Origin of the sequence: Pseudescherichia sp., assembly GCF_031987975.1 — a bacterium.
Classification (GTDB): Bacteria; Pseudomonadota; Gammaproteobacteria; order Enterobacterales; family Enterobacteriaceae; genus Pseudescherichia.
Window position 1 is genome coordinate 92,030 of sequence record NZ_DALZYX010000005.1, and the last position, 16,075, is coordinate 108,104.

15 protein-coding genes are annotated in these 16,075 nt (G+C 55.0%); 10 read left to right on the forward strand and 5 right to left on the reverse strand.

What is annotated here, in order from left to right:
* Positions 1 to 93 precede the first annotated feature (93 nt).
* A complete protein-coding gene (locus RTN40_RS10165; RefSeq protein ID WP_312228348.1) occupies positions 94 to 606 on the forward strand; it encodes a DUF892 family protein in 513 nt (170 codons plus the stop codon).
* Between the two features lie 193 nt (positions 607 to 799).
* Here the strand turns inward: RTN40_RS10165 and smrA are convergent, their stop codons facing one another.
* Positions 800 to 1,363, reverse strand: a complete 564-nt coding sequence (gene smrA, locus RTN40_RS10170) for a DNA endonuclease SmrA (protein WP_312228349.1) — start codon at positions 1,361 to 1,363, stop codon at positions 800 to 802.
* 410 nt (positions 1,364 to 1,773) lie between these two features.
* Between smrA and ogt the strand changes: the two genes are divergently transcribed.
* The 3 genes from ogt to uspE all read left to right on the forward strand — a co-directional run bounded on the left by ogt (position 1,774) and on the right by uspE (position 4,330).
* On the forward strand, positions 1,774 to 2,289 hold the full coding sequence (gene ogt, locus RTN40_RS10175; RefSeq protein ID WP_312228350.1) for a methylated-DNA--[protein]-cysteine S-methyltransferase: 516 nt from the start codon (positions 1,774 to 1,776) through the stop codon (positions 2,287 to 2,289).
* Between the two features lie 194 nt (positions 2,290 to 2,483).
* Positions 2,484 to 3,236, forward strand: a complete 753-nt coding sequence (fnr, locus tag RTN40_RS10180) for a fumarate/nitrate reduction transcriptional regulator Fnr (protein WP_131406021.1) — start codon at positions 2,484 to 2,486, stop codon at positions 3,234 to 3,236.
* A gap of 143 nt (positions 3,237 to 3,379) precedes the next feature.
* Positions 3,380 to 4,330 carry a universal stress protein UspE gene (gene uspE, locus RTN40_RS10185; protein WP_312228351.1) on the forward strand — a complete coding sequence of 317 codons (951 nt, stop codon included), beginning with the start codon at positions 3,380 to 3,382 and terminating at the stop codon, positions 4,328 to 4,330.
* A 56-nt stretch (positions 4,331 to 4,386) separates the two neighbouring features.
* Here uspE and pntB read toward each other — a convergent pair whose 3' ends face one another.
* A complete protein-coding gene (gene pntB, locus RTN40_RS10190) occupies positions 4,387 to 5,775 on the reverse strand; it encodes a Re/Si-specific NAD(P)(+) transhydrogenase subunit beta (protein ID WP_312228352.1) in 1,389 nt (462 codons plus the stop codon).
* Between the two features lie 10 nt (positions 5,776 to 5,785).
* Positions 5,786 to 7,315: a Re/Si-specific NAD(P)(+) transhydrogenase subunit alpha gene (pntA, locus tag RTN40_RS10195; protein WP_312228353.1), complete on the reverse strand. Its 1,530-nt coding sequence runs from the start codon at positions 7,313 to 7,315 to the stop codon at positions 5,786 to 5,788.
* Positions 7,316 to 7,806: 491 nt separating this feature from the next.
* Here pntA and ydgH point away from each other — a divergent pair, with 491 nt between their 5' ends.
* The 3 genes from ydgH (at position 7,807) to folM (ending at position 11,069) form a co-directional block, all read left to right on the forward strand.
* The gene (gene ydgH / locus RTN40_RS10200) at positions 7,807 to 8,751 is read left to right on the forward strand and encodes a DUF1471 family protein YdgH (protein ID WP_312228354.1); all 945 of its coding nucleotides are present in this window, start codon (positions 7,807 to 7,809) and stop codon (positions 8,749 to 8,751) included.
* Between the two features lie 176 nt (positions 8,752 to 8,927).
* The gene (locus RTN40_RS10205; protein WP_312228355.1) at positions 8,928 to 10,313 is read left to right on the forward strand and encodes an amino acid permease; all 1,386 of its coding nucleotides are present in this window, start codon (positions 8,928 to 8,930) and stop codon (positions 10,311 to 10,313) included.
* Positions 10,314 to 10,346: 33 nt separating this feature from the next.
* Entirely contained in the window at positions 10,347 to 11,069 is a 723-nt protein-coding gene (gene folM, locus RTN40_RS10210; RefSeq protein ID WP_312228356.1) for a dihydromonapterin reductase, read from the forward strand.
* Here folM and RTN40_RS10215 read toward each other — a convergent pair.
* Positions 11,066 to 11,401, reverse strand: a complete 336-nt coding sequence (locus RTN40_RS10215; RefSeq protein ID WP_312228357.1) for a GlpM family protein — start codon at positions 11,399 to 11,401, stop codon at positions 11,066 to 11,068. The two genes, folM and RTN40_RS10215, sit on opposite strands and share 4 nt — an antisense overlap.
* Before the next feature lie 126 nt (positions 11,402 to 11,527).
* Here RTN40_RS10215 and rstA point away from each other — a divergent pair, with 126 nt between their 5' ends.
* From rstA to tus, 3 genes are all read left to right on the forward strand, one after another.
* Positions 11,528 to 12,247 carry a two-component system response regulator RstA gene (gene rstA / locus RTN40_RS10220; RefSeq protein WP_312228358.1) on the forward strand — a complete coding sequence of 240 codons (720 nt, stop codon included), beginning with the start codon at positions 11,528 to 11,530 and terminating at the stop codon, positions 12,245 to 12,247.
* Complete coding sequence (gene rstB / locus RTN40_RS10225; RefSeq protein WP_312228359.1) at positions 12,244 to 13,521, forward strand: two-component system sensor histidine kinase RstB; 1,278 nt, start codon at positions 12,244 to 12,246, stop codon at positions 13,519 to 13,521. The genes rstA and rstB overlap by 4 nt, the downstream gene beginning before the upstream one ends.
* A 121-nt stretch (positions 13,522 to 13,642) precedes the next feature.
* Complete coding sequence (tus, locus tag RTN40_RS10230; protein ID WP_312228360.1) at positions 13,643 to 14,572, forward strand: DNA replication terminus site-binding protein; 930 nt, start codon at positions 13,643 to 13,645, stop codon at positions 14,570 to 14,572.
* A gap of 7 nt (positions 14,573 to 14,579) precedes the next feature.
* On the opposite strand, the gene fumC is transcribed toward tus, so the two are convergent.
* Positions 14,580 to 15,983: a class II fumarate hydratase gene (gene fumC / locus RTN40_RS10235; RefSeq protein WP_312228361.1), complete on the reverse strand. Its 1,404-nt coding sequence runs from the start codon at positions 15,981 to 15,983 to the stop codon at positions 14,580 to 14,582.
* Positions 15,984 to 16,075 lie beyond the last annotated feature (92 nt).

The following is a 16,075-nucleotide window of genomic DNA, read 5'->3' on the forward strand; positions in this document are numbered from 1 at the left end:
AACCCAGGGCTTCTATACTTCAGAGCGTAAGTGCTCTGTTAAATCCACAGAAGAGAGCAATAAATTACTAGATCTTACGAGGAGTGATTAACGATGGCGACTAACTATACCGAACACTATCATGACTGGTTACGCGACGCTCATGCGATGGAGAAACAGGCCGAGTCCATGCTGGAGAAGATGGCGGGCCGTCTGGAGCACTATCCCGATCTGCGTGCGCGTATTGTGCAGCATATTGAAGAAACGCGTCAGCAGCAGAAGCTGCTCGATCAGGTTCTTGCCCGTAATAACATCTCTACCTCAACGCTGAAAGATGCGATGGGTAAACTCTCTGCAATGGGTCAGGCCATCGGCGGCATGATGACGCCGGATGAAGTGGTTAAGGGCGCAATTAGCGGCTATGTCTTTGAACATTTCGAAATTGCCTGTTACACCTCGCTGATCAGCGCCGCTGAGCTGGCCGGTGACCATGAAGGTGCGGCAATCTTCAGCCAGATCCGTGAGCAGGAAATTGCCATGGCCGACTGGTGCCAGACGCACCTGCCTGACGTGACCGAACAGTTCCTGTCACGCTCTGCTCAGCCGCATACCGAAGCTAAACGCTAATTCTCCAGGCTCCCTGCCCGCTTCACCCGAAGCGGGCAGTTTTTTCTACGATCCAGTTCGCCCACTTTAACCCTAAACGAGCACGGAAAATATAATATACTCGTATTAGTTAAGCAGCGTAATTAATTAAATCGCTTATATTTTATTATCGGTAAATATACGTAAAAATAGCTACATTAATATTTACCGTGGCTTAACGACTACGCTTAGCATGCCGTTCCCAATTATCCTGTTTTGCCTGAGCAGATTTTCGTAGCGCAATATAACATGCCCCGCTTCCCCCATGATGCGGCAGCGCCTGACAAAATGCCTGCACATCTTCAAACTCGGGTAGCCAGCGGGCAAGATAACTACGCACAATATTGGCGTGCGATTTATCTTCACGTCCTTTGCCATGAATAATAAGTAAATTACGCAGGTTATCCTGCCGGGCCTGATGCAGGAAACTAAACAGCATCTGCCGGCACTGCTCTACCGGCTGCTTCAGGAGGTTCAGGCTTGCCTGCTGGCTATACTTGCCGAGGCGCAGTTTATCAATGACCCCGCTCTGTAACCCCTCGCGCCGAAACTCCAGCGGCGTTGCCAGCGGCAGCACCTCGAGAAAATCGGTTGTCAGAAAATTTTCTTGCTGTAACAGATCGATACGCGGCGGCGTGCGCGTATTACGGCTGGGATGCCAGTGTACGTCGGCACAGCGTTTCAGGGGTTGGACATCTTCCATGGCGTCAAGAAATAGCGATTTGTCGTCAAGGTTCATGATCGCTCCTCGTGTAACGTTTGACAGCTCAGGCGCTACTATAGCCATCTGAGCAGCAGGTCTCAACGATGTTGATTAATTTCCTGAACATTCCTGAAAGTCTTCAAATCATTAAAATGTACTCAGGTATAAGTACGTTAACCGCCACTTAACTAATACCACAATTACAGTACACTAATTCATTTAAGTTAAAGCGCTGACAAACTCCTTACTCATTTTTACTGGAATTAGTATTAAAGATGTCTATACTAAAATAAACCCGCACAAGGAATGGTTGCGTTAAAATAAGGTATGGATGCACTGCTGTGTGTACTGTAGAGTCTGGCGGATGTCGGCAGGCTCTATTTTTTTGCGTCAAAATCGGTAAGATAATATCCTATATTGCCATGCTGCATGTTCAGGATCCCCCCATGTTAACCCTGCTGGAAGACAAAATTGATACTCCCCTTGGCCCGTTGTGGGTGATCTGCGATGAACAATATCGCCTGCGCGCCGTCGAGTGGGAAGAGCATGCCAACCGCATGGAGCTGTTGCTCAACGTCCACTACCGGAAGCCAGGCTACCGCCGGGTTATGGCCAGTAACCCGGGTGGACTCAGCGACAAACTGCACGAATACTTTGCCGGCAATCTTGCCGTGATTGACGACCTGCCTACCGAAACCGCAGGCACCCCTTTCCAGCGCGACGTATGGAAAGCGCTACGGGAGATCCCCTGTGGCCAGGTGCTCCACTATGGCCAGCTGGCCGAGCAGCTGGGTCGGGCCGGGGCGGCACGGGCAGTGGGTGCAGCAAATGGTTCTAATCCCGTTAGCATCGTTGTTCCCTGTCATCGGGTGATCGGGCGCAACGGCACCCTTACCGGATACGCCGGTGGCGTAGAACGTAAAGAGTGGCTTTTACGCCACGAAGGCTATCTTTTACTGTGAAAAAAGAGGTCGTTTTGTGCCTTTTTACGCGCCTTTAATCGATAAACCCTTAATCAAAGCAAGGAATTTCAATGAGTTAAACTTATTGATTTTCCAAAGGTTCCAATAATCGCTGATTGACGTTTAACCAGGCTTACGTGCTCCGTAAAAAGATGTTAAAATTGACCAATATCAATTACGGCCTGAGCAGACTTATGATCCCGGAAAAGCGAATTATACGACGCATTCAATCTGGCGGTTGTGCTATCCATTGCCAGGATTGCAGCATTAGCCAGCTTTGTATCCCGTTCACCCTTAATGAACACGAGCTGGACCAGCTTGATAACATCATTGAGCGCAAAAAGCCGATTCAGAAAGGACAAACGCTATTTAAAGCGGGCGACGAGCTGAAATCCCTTTATGCGATCCGCTCCGGTACCATTAAGAGCTACACCATTACCGAACAGGGCGATGAACAGATCACTGGTTTTCATCTGGCCGGCGACCTGGTGGGCTTCGACGCTATTGGTACCGGCCATCACCCGAGCTTTGCGCAGGCGCTGGAGACCTCTATGGTCTGCGAAATTCCGTTTGAGACGCTAGACGATCTCTCCGGCAAGATGCCAAACCTGCGCCAGCAGATGATGCGTCTGATGAGCGGCGAAATTAAAGGCGATCAGGATATGATCCTGCTGCTGTCCAAGAAGAACGCGGAAGAGCGCCTGGCGGCCTTTATCTATAACCTCTCCCGCCGTTTTGCCCAGCGCGGTTTCTCACCCCGTGAGTTCCGGCTGACGATGACCCGTGGCGATATCGGTAACTACCTCGGTCTGACGGTAGAAACCATCAGTCGTCTGCTGGGACGTTTCCAGAAAAGCGGCATGCTGGCGGTGAAGGGTAAGTACATCACTATCGAAAACGGCGACATTCTCGCTGAGCTTGCCGGCCACGCGCGTAACGTCGCCTGACCTCCCGCTCTGAGATAACCTCTTGCCAGACAGCAAAATAGTCCGATTTGTTGATCTGGCAAAGGTTCTACTCTGTTTCATTTAGCTCATATAGGTTACTCTTTTAATTACAAACTGCGGTGACAGATGTAAGGAGACCCTGTATGGCCATGTATCAAAATATGCTGGTTGCCATCGATCCCAATCAGGATGACCAGCCAGCACTACGACGTGCTGTTTATTTGCATCAGAAGATTGGCGGCCGCATCAAAGCCTTTCTGCCGATCTATGACTTCTCTTACGAGATGACCACCCTTCTGTCGCCCGACGAGCGTACTGCCATGCGTCAGGGCGTCATCAGCCAGCGGACCGCCTGGATCCGTGAACAGGCAAAATTCTACCTCGATGCCGGGGTGCCCATTGATATCAAGGTGATCTGGCACAATCGCCCTTTCGAAGCCATCATTCAGGAAGTGTTAACCGGACATCATGACCTGGTGCTGAAGATGACCCATCAGCATGACAAGCTGGAGTCGGTGATCTTCACCCCCACCGACTGGCATCTGCTGCGCAAGTGCCCTTGCCCGGTATGGATGGTGAAAGACCAGCCGTGGCCAGAGGGCGGCAAGGCGCTGGTGGCGGTCAATCTGGCCAGCGAAGAGGCATACCATAACGCGCTGAATGAGAAACTGGTGCGTGAAACCATCCAGCTGGCCGAGCAGGTCAACCACACGGAAGTGCATCTGATTGGTGCTTATCCTGTCACCCCTATCAATATTGCTATTGAGCTTCCTGAGTTCGATCCTACCGTCTACAACGATGCTATTCGGGGTCAGCATCTGCTGGCAATGAAAGCCCTGCGCCAGAAGTTTGGCATCTCTGAGAAGCTGACCCACGTGGAAAAAGGCCTGCCTGAAGAGGTGATCCCTGACCTGACGGAGCATCTGCAGGCGGGCATTGTCGTACTGGGTACAGTCGGACGTACCGGCCTATCCGCCGCGTTTTTGGGCAATACCGCCGAGCAGGTCATCGACCACTTGCGCTGCGACCTGCTGGTGATCAAACCCGATGACTATCAATCGCCCATTGAAATTGACGATGACGAAGATGATTGAATCGTTGATGTCATAAAAAAACCGCCGTTAAGGCGGTTTTTTATTTAAGGCCTCTTTTACAACGCCTTGAGGATCGCATCCACGCTCTGCTTGGCATCGCCAAACAGCATTTGGGTGTTCTCTTTAAAGAACAGCGGGTTCTGCACACCTGCGTAGCCAGTATTCATCGAGCGCTTAAAGACAATGACGTTCTGCGCCTTCCACACTTCCAGAACTGGCATCCCGGCAATCGGGCTGCGCGGATCGTCGAGCGCCGCCGGGTTGACGGTATCGTTCGCACCAATGACTAACACCGTATCGGTGTCGCTGAAATCGTCGTTGATCTCATCCATCTCCAGAACGATGTCGTACGGCACCTTCGCCTCCGCCAGCAGCACGTTCATGTGGCCCGGCAGACGTCCGGCAACCGGGTGAATACCGAAGCGCACCTTGATGCCACGGGCACGCAGCTTCTCAGTGATCTCCGCAACCGGATACTGCGCCTGCGCCACCGCCATGCCGTAGCCTGGAGTAATGATGACCGAGTGTGAATTTTTCAGCAGGTCTGCGGTATCTTCCGCGCTGATTTCACGATGCTCCCCTACCTCGTCATCCTCACCGGTTGACGAGCCGTCGGTACCAAAGCCACCGGCGATCACGCTGACAAACGAACGGTTCATCGCCTTACACATAATGTAGGAAAGGATCGCACCGGACGAGCCGACCAGCGCACCGGTGACGATCAGCAGGTCGTTGCTGAGCATAAAGCCCGCCGCCGCCGCTGCCCAGCCGGAGTAGGAGTTGAGCATCGAGACCACAACCGGCATATCTGCCCCGCCGATCGACGCCACCAGGTGCCAGCCAAAGGCCAGCGCAATAATGGTCATCACCAGCAGCGCCAGCACCTGCAGCCCTACGCTTTCGGTGCGAACAAACACCAGCAGCAGCAGGAATGAGACCACCAGCGCCGCAAGGTTCATCTTGTGACGGTTCGGCAGCATCAGCGGCTTAGAGGAGATTTTGCCCCGCAGCTTGCCGAACGCCACGATGGATCCGGTGAAAGTCACCGCACCGATAAAGATACCGAGGAACACCTCAGTCAGGTGAATATTGACCAGGATCGGCTCAAGTCCCGGCTCGTGATACAGGTAGCTGTTAAAGCCTACCAGCACCGCCGCCAGACCTACGAAGCTGTGCAGGATCGCCACCAGCTCCGGCATCTCGGTCATCTCAACTTTTTTCGCCAGATGAATACCAATCGCGCCACCGATAATCATCGCGACGATGATCCAGGCGACGTTGCCGGTATCCGGCCCAAAGATGGTGGCGATCAGCGCAATCGCCATCCCGGCCATGCCAAAGCGGTTGCCCTGCTGAGAGGTCTCATGCTTTGACAGCCCGGCCAGGCTGAAAATAAACAGGATCGCGGCAACAATGTATGCAGCTGTAACTAATCCTCCAGACATGTGTTACCCCTTAGTTCTTCCGGAACATTTTCAGCATGCGCTGAGTGACGGTGAAACCACCGAAAATATTGATACTGGCAATCAGAACGGCAATAAAGCTCAGGAAGCTTATCCAGCCGCCATGACCAATCTGCAACAGCGCACCGACAACGATGATGCCGGAGATGGCGTTAGTCACCGACATCAGCGGGGTATGCAGCGCATGAGAGACGTTCCACACCACGTAGTAACCCACCACGCACGCCAGGGCGAATACGGTGAAGTGGCCGAGGAACTCTTTCGGTGCGACATCCGCCAGCCAGCCGAAGAGAATAATCACCAGCGCCATCAGCGCGTACTTGCGCCACGGTGAGACTGGCGCCTTTGGTGTTTCAGGGATCGGCGCGGCTTTCGCGGCCGCCTGCGGCTGAGCAGAGACCTGAATGGGCGGCGCAGGCCAGGTGGTTTCGCCGTCGCGGATCACCGTGACGCCGCGCACCACTACATCGTCAAAATCGACGGTAACGTTGCCATCTTTCTCTTTGCACAGCAGCTTCAGCAGGTTAACCAGGTTGGTGCCGTAGAGCTGGGAGGACTGAGTCGGCAGACGACCCGGCAGATCGGTATAACCGATTACCTTCACGCCGTTGGCGGTGGTGAAGACTTCGTTTGGTACGGTGTATTCGCAGTTGCCGCCGTTTTGCGCCGCCAGATCGACAATTACGCTGCCCGGCTTCATGGAGTCAACCATCTCCCGGGTGATCAGCGTCGGTGCCGGTTTGCCAGGGATCAGGGCGGTGGTCACAATGATGTCCACCTCTTTGGCCTGGGCGGCGAAAAGGGCCATCTCGGCTTTGATAAACGCCTCGGACATCACTTTGGCATAGCCATCGCCACTGCCCGCTTCCTCTTTGAAATCCAGCTCGAGGAACTCGGCCCCCATGCTCTGGACCTGCTCTTTTACTTCCGGACGGGTATCGAAGGCGCGTACAATCGCTCCCAGGCTGTTGGCTGCGCCGATGGCGGCAAGGCCAGCAACGCCTGCACCAATCACCATCACCGTTGCCGGCGGCACTTTCCCTGCGGCAGTGATCTGTCCGGTAAAGAAGCGGCCAAACTCGTGGGCGGCCTCAACAATGGCACGATAGCCAGCAATGTTAGCCATCGAGCTGAGGGCATCAAGGGACTGAGCGCGTGAGATACGCGGCACGGAATCCATCGCCATTACCGTTACGTTACGCGCGGCCAGCTTCTCAAGCAGCTGCGGGTTTTGCGCAGGCCAGATAAAGCTCACCAGCGTAGTACCCGGGTTAAGGTGTTCAATTTCATCGTCGCCAGGCGCGTTTACCTTGAGGATGATGTCTGATTGCCAGATTGCATTGCCATCAACAACCTCAGCTCCCGCCTCGGTGAATGCGCGATCGTCGAAGCTTGCTAACTTGCCCGCGCCGCTTTCGACCGCGACGGTGAAACCCAGTTTAAGCAGCTGCTCTACCGTTTTCGGTGTCGCTGCCACGCGGGTCTCATTGGCCAACCGCTCTTTTGGTATACCAATACGCATAGTTTTCCCTTCCATCGGTTTTGAATAAGGGTTTGTCAGTTTTTTTCACAGGTATCAAAAAATAAAACCGTAACAAACTTTCTATAACCTACTGAAAATAACGCTTGTGATCTACCGCAACAATTCAGAAATTAAGGTTTTATTAGGGAAAACTGAGCCAGCATGGGTATAAACAGTCCAATTTAACTTTAAATACCCGCAACAGCCCAATATTCCGCTTATACGAGGCGGCAAAACATGATTTATCGCCGCACCGGATCCGTATTTTAACAAGGTATTAACTTAAAAAAGTCATATGCTTAATTACTTTTCCTGGTCAAGCGCCTGTTTTTTCAACATATCGTGTTTTGTTATGCCTGCCCATCGCCTCGCTGACCCTCTTGGTGAAAAATCTCGCAGACAGTCACAAGATTAAAATGCAATAATCACCCACGTTTTCAAGACATCTCTAATACCAGTATCTGGTTTGCGCAAGGCGAAGGACTATTTTTATGAAGCTTAAGAACACCCTCCTGGCATCCGCACTCCTGTCGGCAACCGCCCTGTCGGCTCATGCCGCAACCGAGTTGACGCCGGAGCAAGCGGAAGCGGTGAAACCTTACGACCGCATCGTGGTTACCGGCCGCTTTACCGCAATCGGTGACGCTGTCACCGCTGTCTCCAACCGCGCTGATAAAGAGGGCGCAGACGCATTCTTCGTGGTTGATACCTCAGACGTAGGCAACAGCGGCAACTGGCGCGTGACGGCCGATATCTATAAAAATGATGCGCCCAAAGCAGATGCACCGCAGAACCGGGTGATCAACGGCGTGACTGAACTTCCAAAAGACCAGGCCATTCTGCTGGAGCCGTATGACACTGTGACCGTACAGGGCTTCTACCGCAGCCAGCCTGACGTTAACGCCGCTATCACTAAAGCTGCGAAAGCAAAAGGCGCGGACTCGTTCTTTATTGTGCGCCAGGTAGATGCTAACGACGGTGGTAACCAGCGTATTACCGCTTATATCTATAAAGCCGATGCGAAGAAACGTGTGCTGCAAAGCCCGGACGCGATCCCGGCTGATTCTGAGGCAGGCCGCGCCGCACTGGCGAAAGGCGGCGAAGAAGCGAAGAAAGTGGAGATCCCAGGTATTGCCACCAGTGCTGCACCAAGCGCGGAAGTGGGCCGCTTCTTTGAGACGCAGACCTCGAAAGGTGGACGTTACACTGTCACCCTGCCGGACGGTACTAAAGTTGAAGAGGTGAATAAAATTACCGCTGCACAGATGGTGCCGTTCGATAGCATTAAGTTCACTGGCAACTACGGCAATGGGACCGAAGTCTCTTACCAGGTGGCAAAACGGGCCGCTAAAAAAGGTGCGAAATATTATCACATTACGCGCCAGTGGCAGGAGCGCGGCAACAACCTTACCATCAGCGCTGACCTCTACAGATAATTCTCCAAAAGGCGGCTCAGGCCGCCTTTTTCTCCCATTTCTGCAAATTTCTGCCATACATTATTGCATGCGCATCTTCCACTACGTAAAATCCCGCGCCTTAGTATGATCCACGCTATTTATGCGCTCCGGCGAAATAATTATTCTGGATTTGTTGTTTTTTTAACAGGATGCCAATGGAAAAGAAGCTTGGCCTGAGCGCGCTCACTGCGCTTGTTTTAAGTTCAATGCTGGGTGCAGGCGTATTCAGCTTGCCGCAAAACATGGCGGCCGTCGCCAGCCCTGCCGCGTTAATGATCGGCTGGGCCATTACCGGGGTCGGCATTCTACTGCTGGCCTTTGCCATGCTGCTGCTCACCCGCCTGCGCCCCGATCTTGACGGTGGCATATTTACCTACGCCCGTGAGGGCTTCGGCGAGCTAATTGGTTTCTGCTCTGCCTGGGGTTACTGGCTGTGCGCGGTGATCGCCAACGTCTCCTATTTGGTTATCGTCTTCTCGGCGCTGAGCTTCTTCACCGACACGCCAGCGCTGCGCCTGTTTGGCGACGGCAATACCTGGCAATCTATCGTTGGCGCGTCCTGCCTGCTGTGGATTGTGCACTGGCTGGTGCTGCGCGGCGTGCAAACCGCAGCGAGCATCAACCTGGCGGCGACGCTGGCAAAGCTGGTGCCGCTGGGCCTGTTTGTTGTTCTGGCCGGGCTGGCATTTAATGCCGACAGGTTCAGCCTCGATTTTACCGGGGTAGAGCTTAGCGTCCCGGTGTGGGAGCAGGTAAAAAATACCATGCTCATTACCTTGTGGGTCTTCATCGGCGTCGAGGGCGCGGTGGTGGTGTCGGCCAGGGCGCGCAACAAGCAGGACGTGGGCCGGGCCACGCTGATGGCGGTGATCGCTGCTCTGACGGTCTATCTGCTGGTGACCCTGCTGTCGCTGGGGGTCGTGCCTCGTCCGCAGCTGGCAGAGATGCGCAACCCCTCTATGGCCGGATTGATGGTTGACATGATGGGTTCCTGGGGTGAGGTGATCATCGCCGCCGGGCTGATTGTCTCCGTCTGCGGGGCATACCTGAGCTGGACTATTATGGCGGCGGAGGTGCCTCTGCTGGCGGCCAAATACAAAGCCTTCCCGCGTATCTTTGCCCGTCAGAATGAGAACAACGCCCCATCGGCGTCGCTTTGGCTTACCAATGCCAGCGTGCAGATCTGCCTGATTTTGATCTGGCTCACAGGTTCAGATTACAATACGCTTTTAACCATCGCATCCGAGATGATTCTGGTACCTTACTTTCTGGTGGGTGCCTATCTGTTAAAAGTGGCCCAGCGTCCGCTGCATCAGGCAACAGGTATTGGTGCCTGCATCTACGGCTTATGGTTACTCTATGCATCCGGGCCTATGCATCTGCTGCTGTCGGTCGTGCTCTACGCACCAGGCCTGCTGGTCTTTCTCTATGCACGCCGCACCCATCAGCAGCACGATTTGTTACAACGTCACGAAAAGGTGCTGATGGGTCTGCTGCTCATTGCTGCTCTTCCGGCGACCTGGATATTGATGGGGCAGTAACGCTGCCCCACGCTGTAAACCAAGGAGATTACGATGGGAAAAAACGACCCCTGCCCGATTCTGATCACCGGCGGCGGCCGCCGTATTGGCCTAGCCATTGCCCACCATTTTCTCAACCAGCAGCAGCCGGTTATCGTGAGCTACCGCACGCCCTACCCGGCGATTGACGTTTTACAGGAGGCCGGCGCAGTCTGCATTCAGGCGGATTTCTGTCACGATGAGGGTATCCTCGCCTTTGCCGAGCAGGTGAAATCCATCACGCGCGGACTGCGAGGCATTATCCATAATGCCGGATCCTGGGTGCCAGAGAAGCCAGGGACGCCTATCACCGAAGTGCTCTGCGCAATGATGCAGATCCACGTTCACGCCCCCTATCTGCTGAACCATGCTCTTGAAAGCCTGCTGCGTGGCCACGGCCACGCCGGGGGAGACATTATCCACTTCACCGACTATGTGGTTGAGCGCGGCAGCGATAAGCACATCGCCTATGCGGCCAGCAAGGCGGCGCTGGATAACATGACCCGCTCCTTTGCCCGCAAACTGGCCCCGGAAATTAAAGTGAACGCCATCGCCCCCTCGCTGATCCTGTTCAACGAAGGGGACGATGCCGAATATCGGCAGAAAGCCCTGAACAAATCGCTAATGAAAATCGCGCCGGGTGAGAAAGAGGTAATCGACCTCATCGACTACCTGTTTACCAGCCGGTTCGTGACCGGCCGCAGCTTTGCCCTCGACGGCGGTCGCCCGCTACGCTAGTGAAAGCGGCTCCAGCAGAAGATAAGCAGCCAGGCGCTGAGGCTCCAGCAGAGTACCGCCGCACCCAGCGCCAGTGGCAGCCGCATAGAGGCGGTGAAGTACCAGAGCGACAGCAGATATAAGAAGTAGGGAATGATCGCCCACATGCCAAAGATAATGGTAGTGCGCAGCGCCTCGATTCCGCGCTCGGAAGCAACGATATAGTGCGCTATCAGCGCAAAGGTGGGAAACAGCGGGATCAGCCCGGCAATATAGTAATTTTTTGTTTTTGCTAACACGCCAATCAGCAAAACCACCAGTGCGCCAATCGCCGCTTTAACCACTAACCCCATGATTTATCCCTGACTCTTTATAAATTGAAGCGACCAGCATAACGGAAGCGCTGCCGTTTATGAAAGATTAATGGAAGCAACCGGCAAGGCGGTGTATGTTGGCGTTTTTGCCCCTTATGATGACCTATGAACAAGATCGTTTTTGTAGAAGACGACCCGGAAGTGGGTGCGCTGATTGCCGCCTATCTCGGCAGGCACGATATCGAGGTTGTGCTGGAGACGCGTGGCGATCGCGCCGAAGAGACGATCCTGCGCGTAAACCCTGAGCTGGTGCTGCTTGATATTATGCTCCCCGGAAAAGATGGTATGACGCTCTGTCGCGATCTACGCGGCCAGTGGCAAGGCCCTATAGTGCTCCTGACCTCCCTTGATAGCGATATGAACCACATTCTCTCTCTTGAGATGGGAGCCAGCGACTACATACTCAAAACTACCCCGCCTGCCGTGCTGCTGGCTCGCCTGCGCCTCCATTTGCGCCAGAGCAGCAGTGCTACCCGCCCTGCGGCCGCATCGCTGACTCCACACAACGCGCTGCGCTTTGGCACTTTATCTATCGACCCTGTCAACCGCCAAGTGCTGTTAGCCAACGAGCCGGTAACCCTCTCCACCGCCGATTTTGACCTGCTCTGGGAGCTGGCAACCCACGCCGGGCAGATTATGGATCGCGATGCGCTGCTGAAAAACCTGCGCGGAGTAAGCTACGACGGGCTGGATCGCAGCGTTGATGTGGCCATCTCGCGCCTGCGCAAAAAGCTGCTGGATAGCGCCACCGAGCCATACCGGATCAAGACCGTGCGTAACAAGGGCTATCTGTTTGCCCCGCACGCATGGGACAACCCGCAATGAAGAAGCTATTCGTCCAGTTCTACCTGCTGCTGTTCGTCTGCTTTCTGGTGATGACGATGCTGGTCGGTCTGGTTTACAAATTCACCGCCGAACGCGCAGGCAGACAGTCGCTGGACGATCTGATGAAAAGCTCCCTCTACCTGATCAGGAGCGAGCTACGGGAGATCCCGCCCCACGAGTGGAGCAAAACGCTTAAGGAGATGGATCTCAACCTCTCCTTTGATATGCGCATCGAGCCGCTGAATAAGTTTCACCTCAGTGCAGCCACCACCCAGCGTCTGCGTGAGGGAGATATTGTGGCGCTGGACGAGGAGTATACGTTTATTCAACGTATTCCCCGCAGCCACTACGTACTGGCTGTAGGGCCGATCCCCTATCTCTTCTATCTGCATGAGATGCGTCTGTTTGACATCATCCTGATGGTGTTTATTGCAATCTCTCTCGCCTTCCCGGTCTTTATCTGGATGCGCCCCCACTGGCAGGAGATGCTCCGGCTGGAGTCCGCCGCCCAACGTTTTGGTAGCGGGCACCTGAATGAACGGATCCATTTTGCCAACGGCTCGAGCTTTGAACGCCTTGGCGTCGCGTTTAACCAGATGGCGGACAATATTAATGCCCTGATTGCCAGCAAAAAGCAGCTGATCGACGGCATTGCTCACGAGCTGCGTACGCCGCTGGTACGCCTGCGCTACCGGCTTGAGATGAGTGATAATTTAACCGAGGCCGAGCGGCTGGCGCTTAACCGTGACATTGGACAGCTGGAGGCGCTCATTGAGGAGCTGCTGACCTACGCCCGCCTCGACCGTCCGCAAAACGAGCTGCAGCTCTCCCAGCCAGATCTGCCCCGCTGGGTCGCGAGCTACATAGATGATGTGCAGAGCATCACGCCTGCCCGTACGCTGATGCTGGAAGCTGACGCTGAAGGTGACTACGGCGCGCTGGATATGCGGCTGATGGAGCGCGTTGTTGATAACCTGGTCAATAATGCCCTGCGCTATTGTGACAGCACCGTGCGGATTGCCCTGCTGCATGAAGGTAAACAGGCATGTCTGATAGTGGAAGATGACGGTCCTGGCATTGAGCCGGAGGCGCGGGAACGCATATTTGAACCTTTCGTCCGGCTCGACCCGAGCCGGGATCGCGCCACCGGCGGCTGCGGCCTGGGATTGGCGATTGTACGTTCTATCGCGCAGGCCATGGGCGGAGAGGTGGTGTGTGATGCCGGTGAATCAGGCGGGGCACGCTTTACCTTTCGCTGGCCGATCTTGACGTAAAAACGCCGGATGGCGGCTACGCCTTATCCTGCCTACAAGACCACGTGCCATTTCAGCACCGTAGCCTGATGTCTGGATTTGTGCTAAAATTAAAAGCATGTTGTAACTAATGAGGTGAATCATGGCCAGCTACGACCTGATCGAGCGTTTAAATAGTACCTTCCGCCAGATTGAGCGCGAGCTTGCGGAGCTAAAGAGCGAGCTGAGCGAATGTCGGCTGCTGGCCGGACGCGTATTTGAGCTGCCGGAAGTGACCAAAGAGGCCGAGCATGAGCCGCTGACCACTATTCAGGTCAAGCAGCACGTCGGCAAGCGTGCTGCCGAGCACGCCCTGCACCACTTCTCTCACCTTTTCATCCAGCAGCAGTCGGAGAACCGCAGCAGCAAGGCGGCAGTTCGCCTGCCAGGCGTGCTCTGCTACCAGACCACGCTGGCGACGCGCGACAGTCTGGAGGCGCGCATTGGGCTAATTAACAGCCTGAAAACGACCTTTGAGCATATTGTGACCGTCGAATCTGGCCTGCCTTCCGCGGCCCGCTTTGACTGGGTGCATCACCATCTGCCGGGTTTGATTACCCTGAATGCCTACCGGACGCTTACCGCTCTGCGCGATCCGGCGACCCTCCGCTTTGGCTGGGCAAACAAACATATCATCAAGAATTTCACCCGCGATGAGGTGCTGGCTCAGCTGGAGAAGAGTTTAAAAGCGCCGCGCGCGGTAGGCGGCTGGACACGGGAGCAGTGGCAGGCCCGGCTGGAGCAGGAGTACAACGATATTGCCGCCCTGCCGCAGAAGGCCCGGCTGAAGATCAAACGTCCGGTTAAGGTGCAGCCCATTGCCCGTGTCTGGTACGCTGGCTCGCAAAAGCAGGTGCAACACGCCTGCCCAACGCCGATTATTGCGCTAATCGCTGAGGAGAGCGGTGGCCGGGTGCCCGACATTGGCGAGCTATTGAACTACGATGCTGACAACGTTCAGCATCGCTATAAGCCAGAGGCGCAGCCGCTGACGTTAATTATTCCCCGGCTGCACCTCTACGTTGCAAACTAACGGGTAATTAGCTGCCGGATGGCATGCTGCCTACCATGGTCTCCGGACGTACCCATGTGTCAAACTGCTCCTCTGTCAGGTAGCCCAGCGCCAGCGCCGAGTCCTTCAGAGTCAGCCCCTCTTTATGCGCTTTCTTGGCGATTTCGGCGGCTTTGTCATAGCCAATGTGCGTGTTCAGGGCCGTCACCAGCATCAGCGACTCGTTGAGAAGCTGATCGATACGCGATCTGTTCGGTTCAATGCCGATGGCACAGTGCTCGTTGAAGCTCTCCATTCCGTCTGCCAGCAGCCGAACCGATTGCAGGAAGTTGTGAATAATCATCGGACGGAAGACGTTCAACTCAAAGTTGCCCGAGGCACCGCCCATGTTGATCGCCACATCGTTACCCATCACCTGACAGCAGAGCATGGTCAGGGCCTCGCATTGGGTCGGGTTAACCTTGCCCGGCATAATGGAGCTTCCCGGCTCGTTTTCTGGAATGGTGATTTCACCAATGCCGCAGCGCGGGCCGGAGGCCAGCCAGCGTACATCGTTGGCGATCTTCATCAGCGAGGCCGCCAGTCCCTTCAGCGCGCCGTGGGCGTGCACCAGTGCGTCACAGGTTGCCAGTGCTTCAAACTTATTCGGCGCAGTGATAAACCCCTGACCGGTGATGGCCGCCAGCTCGTCAGCCACGCGGTGAGCATATTCCGGGTGGGTATTCAGGCCGGTGCCCACCGCCGTTCCGCCAAGGGCAAGCTCCGACAGATGCGGCAGGCTATTTTCGATATGCTTGAGGTTATGCTCCAGCATAGCCACCCAGCCAGAGATCTCCTGGCCGAGGGTCAGGGGCGTAGCGTCCTGCAGATGGGTACGGCCTATTTTTACGATGTCGGCGTAGGCGCGGGATTTTTGCGCAAGAGTGCGGGTAAGCTCCAGCAGAGAGGGAATGAGATCCTCCCGCACGGCGATAACTGACGCCACGTGCATGGCTGTAGGAAAGACATCGTTGGAGCTTTGGCTTTTGTTAACGTCGTCGTTGGGATGCACCTTACGCGCCATCCCCCGTTCACCGCCCAGCAGCTCGCTGGCGCGGTTCGCCAGCACCTCGTTCATGTTCATATTGCTTTGGGTGCCGGAGCCGGTCTGCCAGATCGCCAGCGGGAACTCATCCGGATGATCGCCGTTGAGCACCTCATCCGCTGCGCTGATGATGGCCTGCGCTTTCTCGGTAGCCAGCAGGCCCAGATCCTGATTAACCTTAGCCGCCGCCCGCTTGGTTAAGGCCAGCGCACGGAGTAGCGAGACCGGCATTTTCTCGGTCGAGATACGAAAATGCTCGAGCGATCGCTGGGTTTGCGCGCCCCAGAGCTTGTCTGCCGGGACGTCGATTGCGCCCATCGAATCTTTCTCACTGCGATGCGAAGTCATATACGCTCCTTGAATACGTTGCGATGTGGGTTACAGCACTGCTCACCTGCCCAAAGAGTTATTAGTATTGATGATTTTCAAACGCCAGCGGT

Excerpts from the sequence above, each read along its gene's own strand:
- RTN40_RS10215 (WP_312228357.1), bottom strand. The coding sequence starts at position 11,401 with ATGGGGTTAGTGGTTAAAGCGGCGATTGGCGCACTGGTGGTTTTGCTG.
- pntB (WP_312228352.1), bottom strand. The coding sequence starts at position 5,775 with ATGTCTGGAGGATTAGTTACAGCTGCATACATTGTTGCCGCGATCCTG.
- RTN40_RS10165 (WP_312228348.1), top strand. The coding sequence starts at position 94 with ATGGCGACTAACTATACCGAACACTATCATGACTGGTTACGCGACGCT.
- rstA (WP_312228358.1), top strand. The coding sequence starts at position 11,528 with ATGAACAAGATCGTTTTTGTAGAAGACGACCCGGAAGTGGGTGCGCTG.
- ydgH (WP_312228354.1), top strand. The coding sequence starts at position 7,807 with ATGAAGCTTAAGAACACCCTCCTGGCATCCGCACTCCTGTCGGCAACC.
- rstB (WP_312228359.1), top strand. The coding sequence starts at position 12,244 with ATGAAGAAGCTATTCGTCCAGTTCTACCTGCTGCTGTTCGTCTGCTTT.
- ogt (WP_312228350.1), top strand. The coding sequence starts at position 1,774 with ATGTTAACCCTGCTGGAAGACAAAATTGATACTCCCCTTGGCCCGTTG.
- smrA (WP_312228349.1), bottom strand. The coding sequence starts at position 1,363 with ATGAACCTTGACGACAAATCGCTATTTCTTGACGCCATGGAAGATGTC.
- pntA (WP_312228353.1), bottom strand. The coding sequence starts at position 7,315 with ATGCGTATTGGTATACCAAAAGAGCGGTTGGCCAATGAGACCCGCGTG.
- RTN40_RS10205 (WP_312228355.1), top strand. The coding sequence starts at position 8,928 with ATGGAAAAGAAGCTTGGCCTGAGCGCGCTCACTGCGCTTGTTTTAAGT.
- folM (WP_312228356.1), top strand. The coding sequence starts at position 10,347 with ATGGGAAAAAACGACCCCTGCCCGATTCTGATCACCGGCGGCGGCCGC.
- tus (WP_312228360.1), top strand. The coding sequence starts at position 13,643 with ATGGCCAGCTACGACCTGATCGAGCGTTTAAATAGTACCTTCCGCCAG.
- uspE (WP_312228351.1), top strand. The coding sequence starts at position 3,380 with ATGGCCATGTATCAAAATATGCTGGTTGCCATCGATCCCAATCAGGAT.
- fumC (WP_312228361.1), bottom strand. The coding sequence starts at position 15,983 with ATGACTTCGCATCGCAGTGAGAAAGATTCGATGGGCGCAATCGACGTC.
- fnr (WP_131406021.1), top strand. The coding sequence starts at position 2,484 with ATGATCCCGGAAAAGCGAATTATACGACGCATTCAATCTGGCGGTTGT.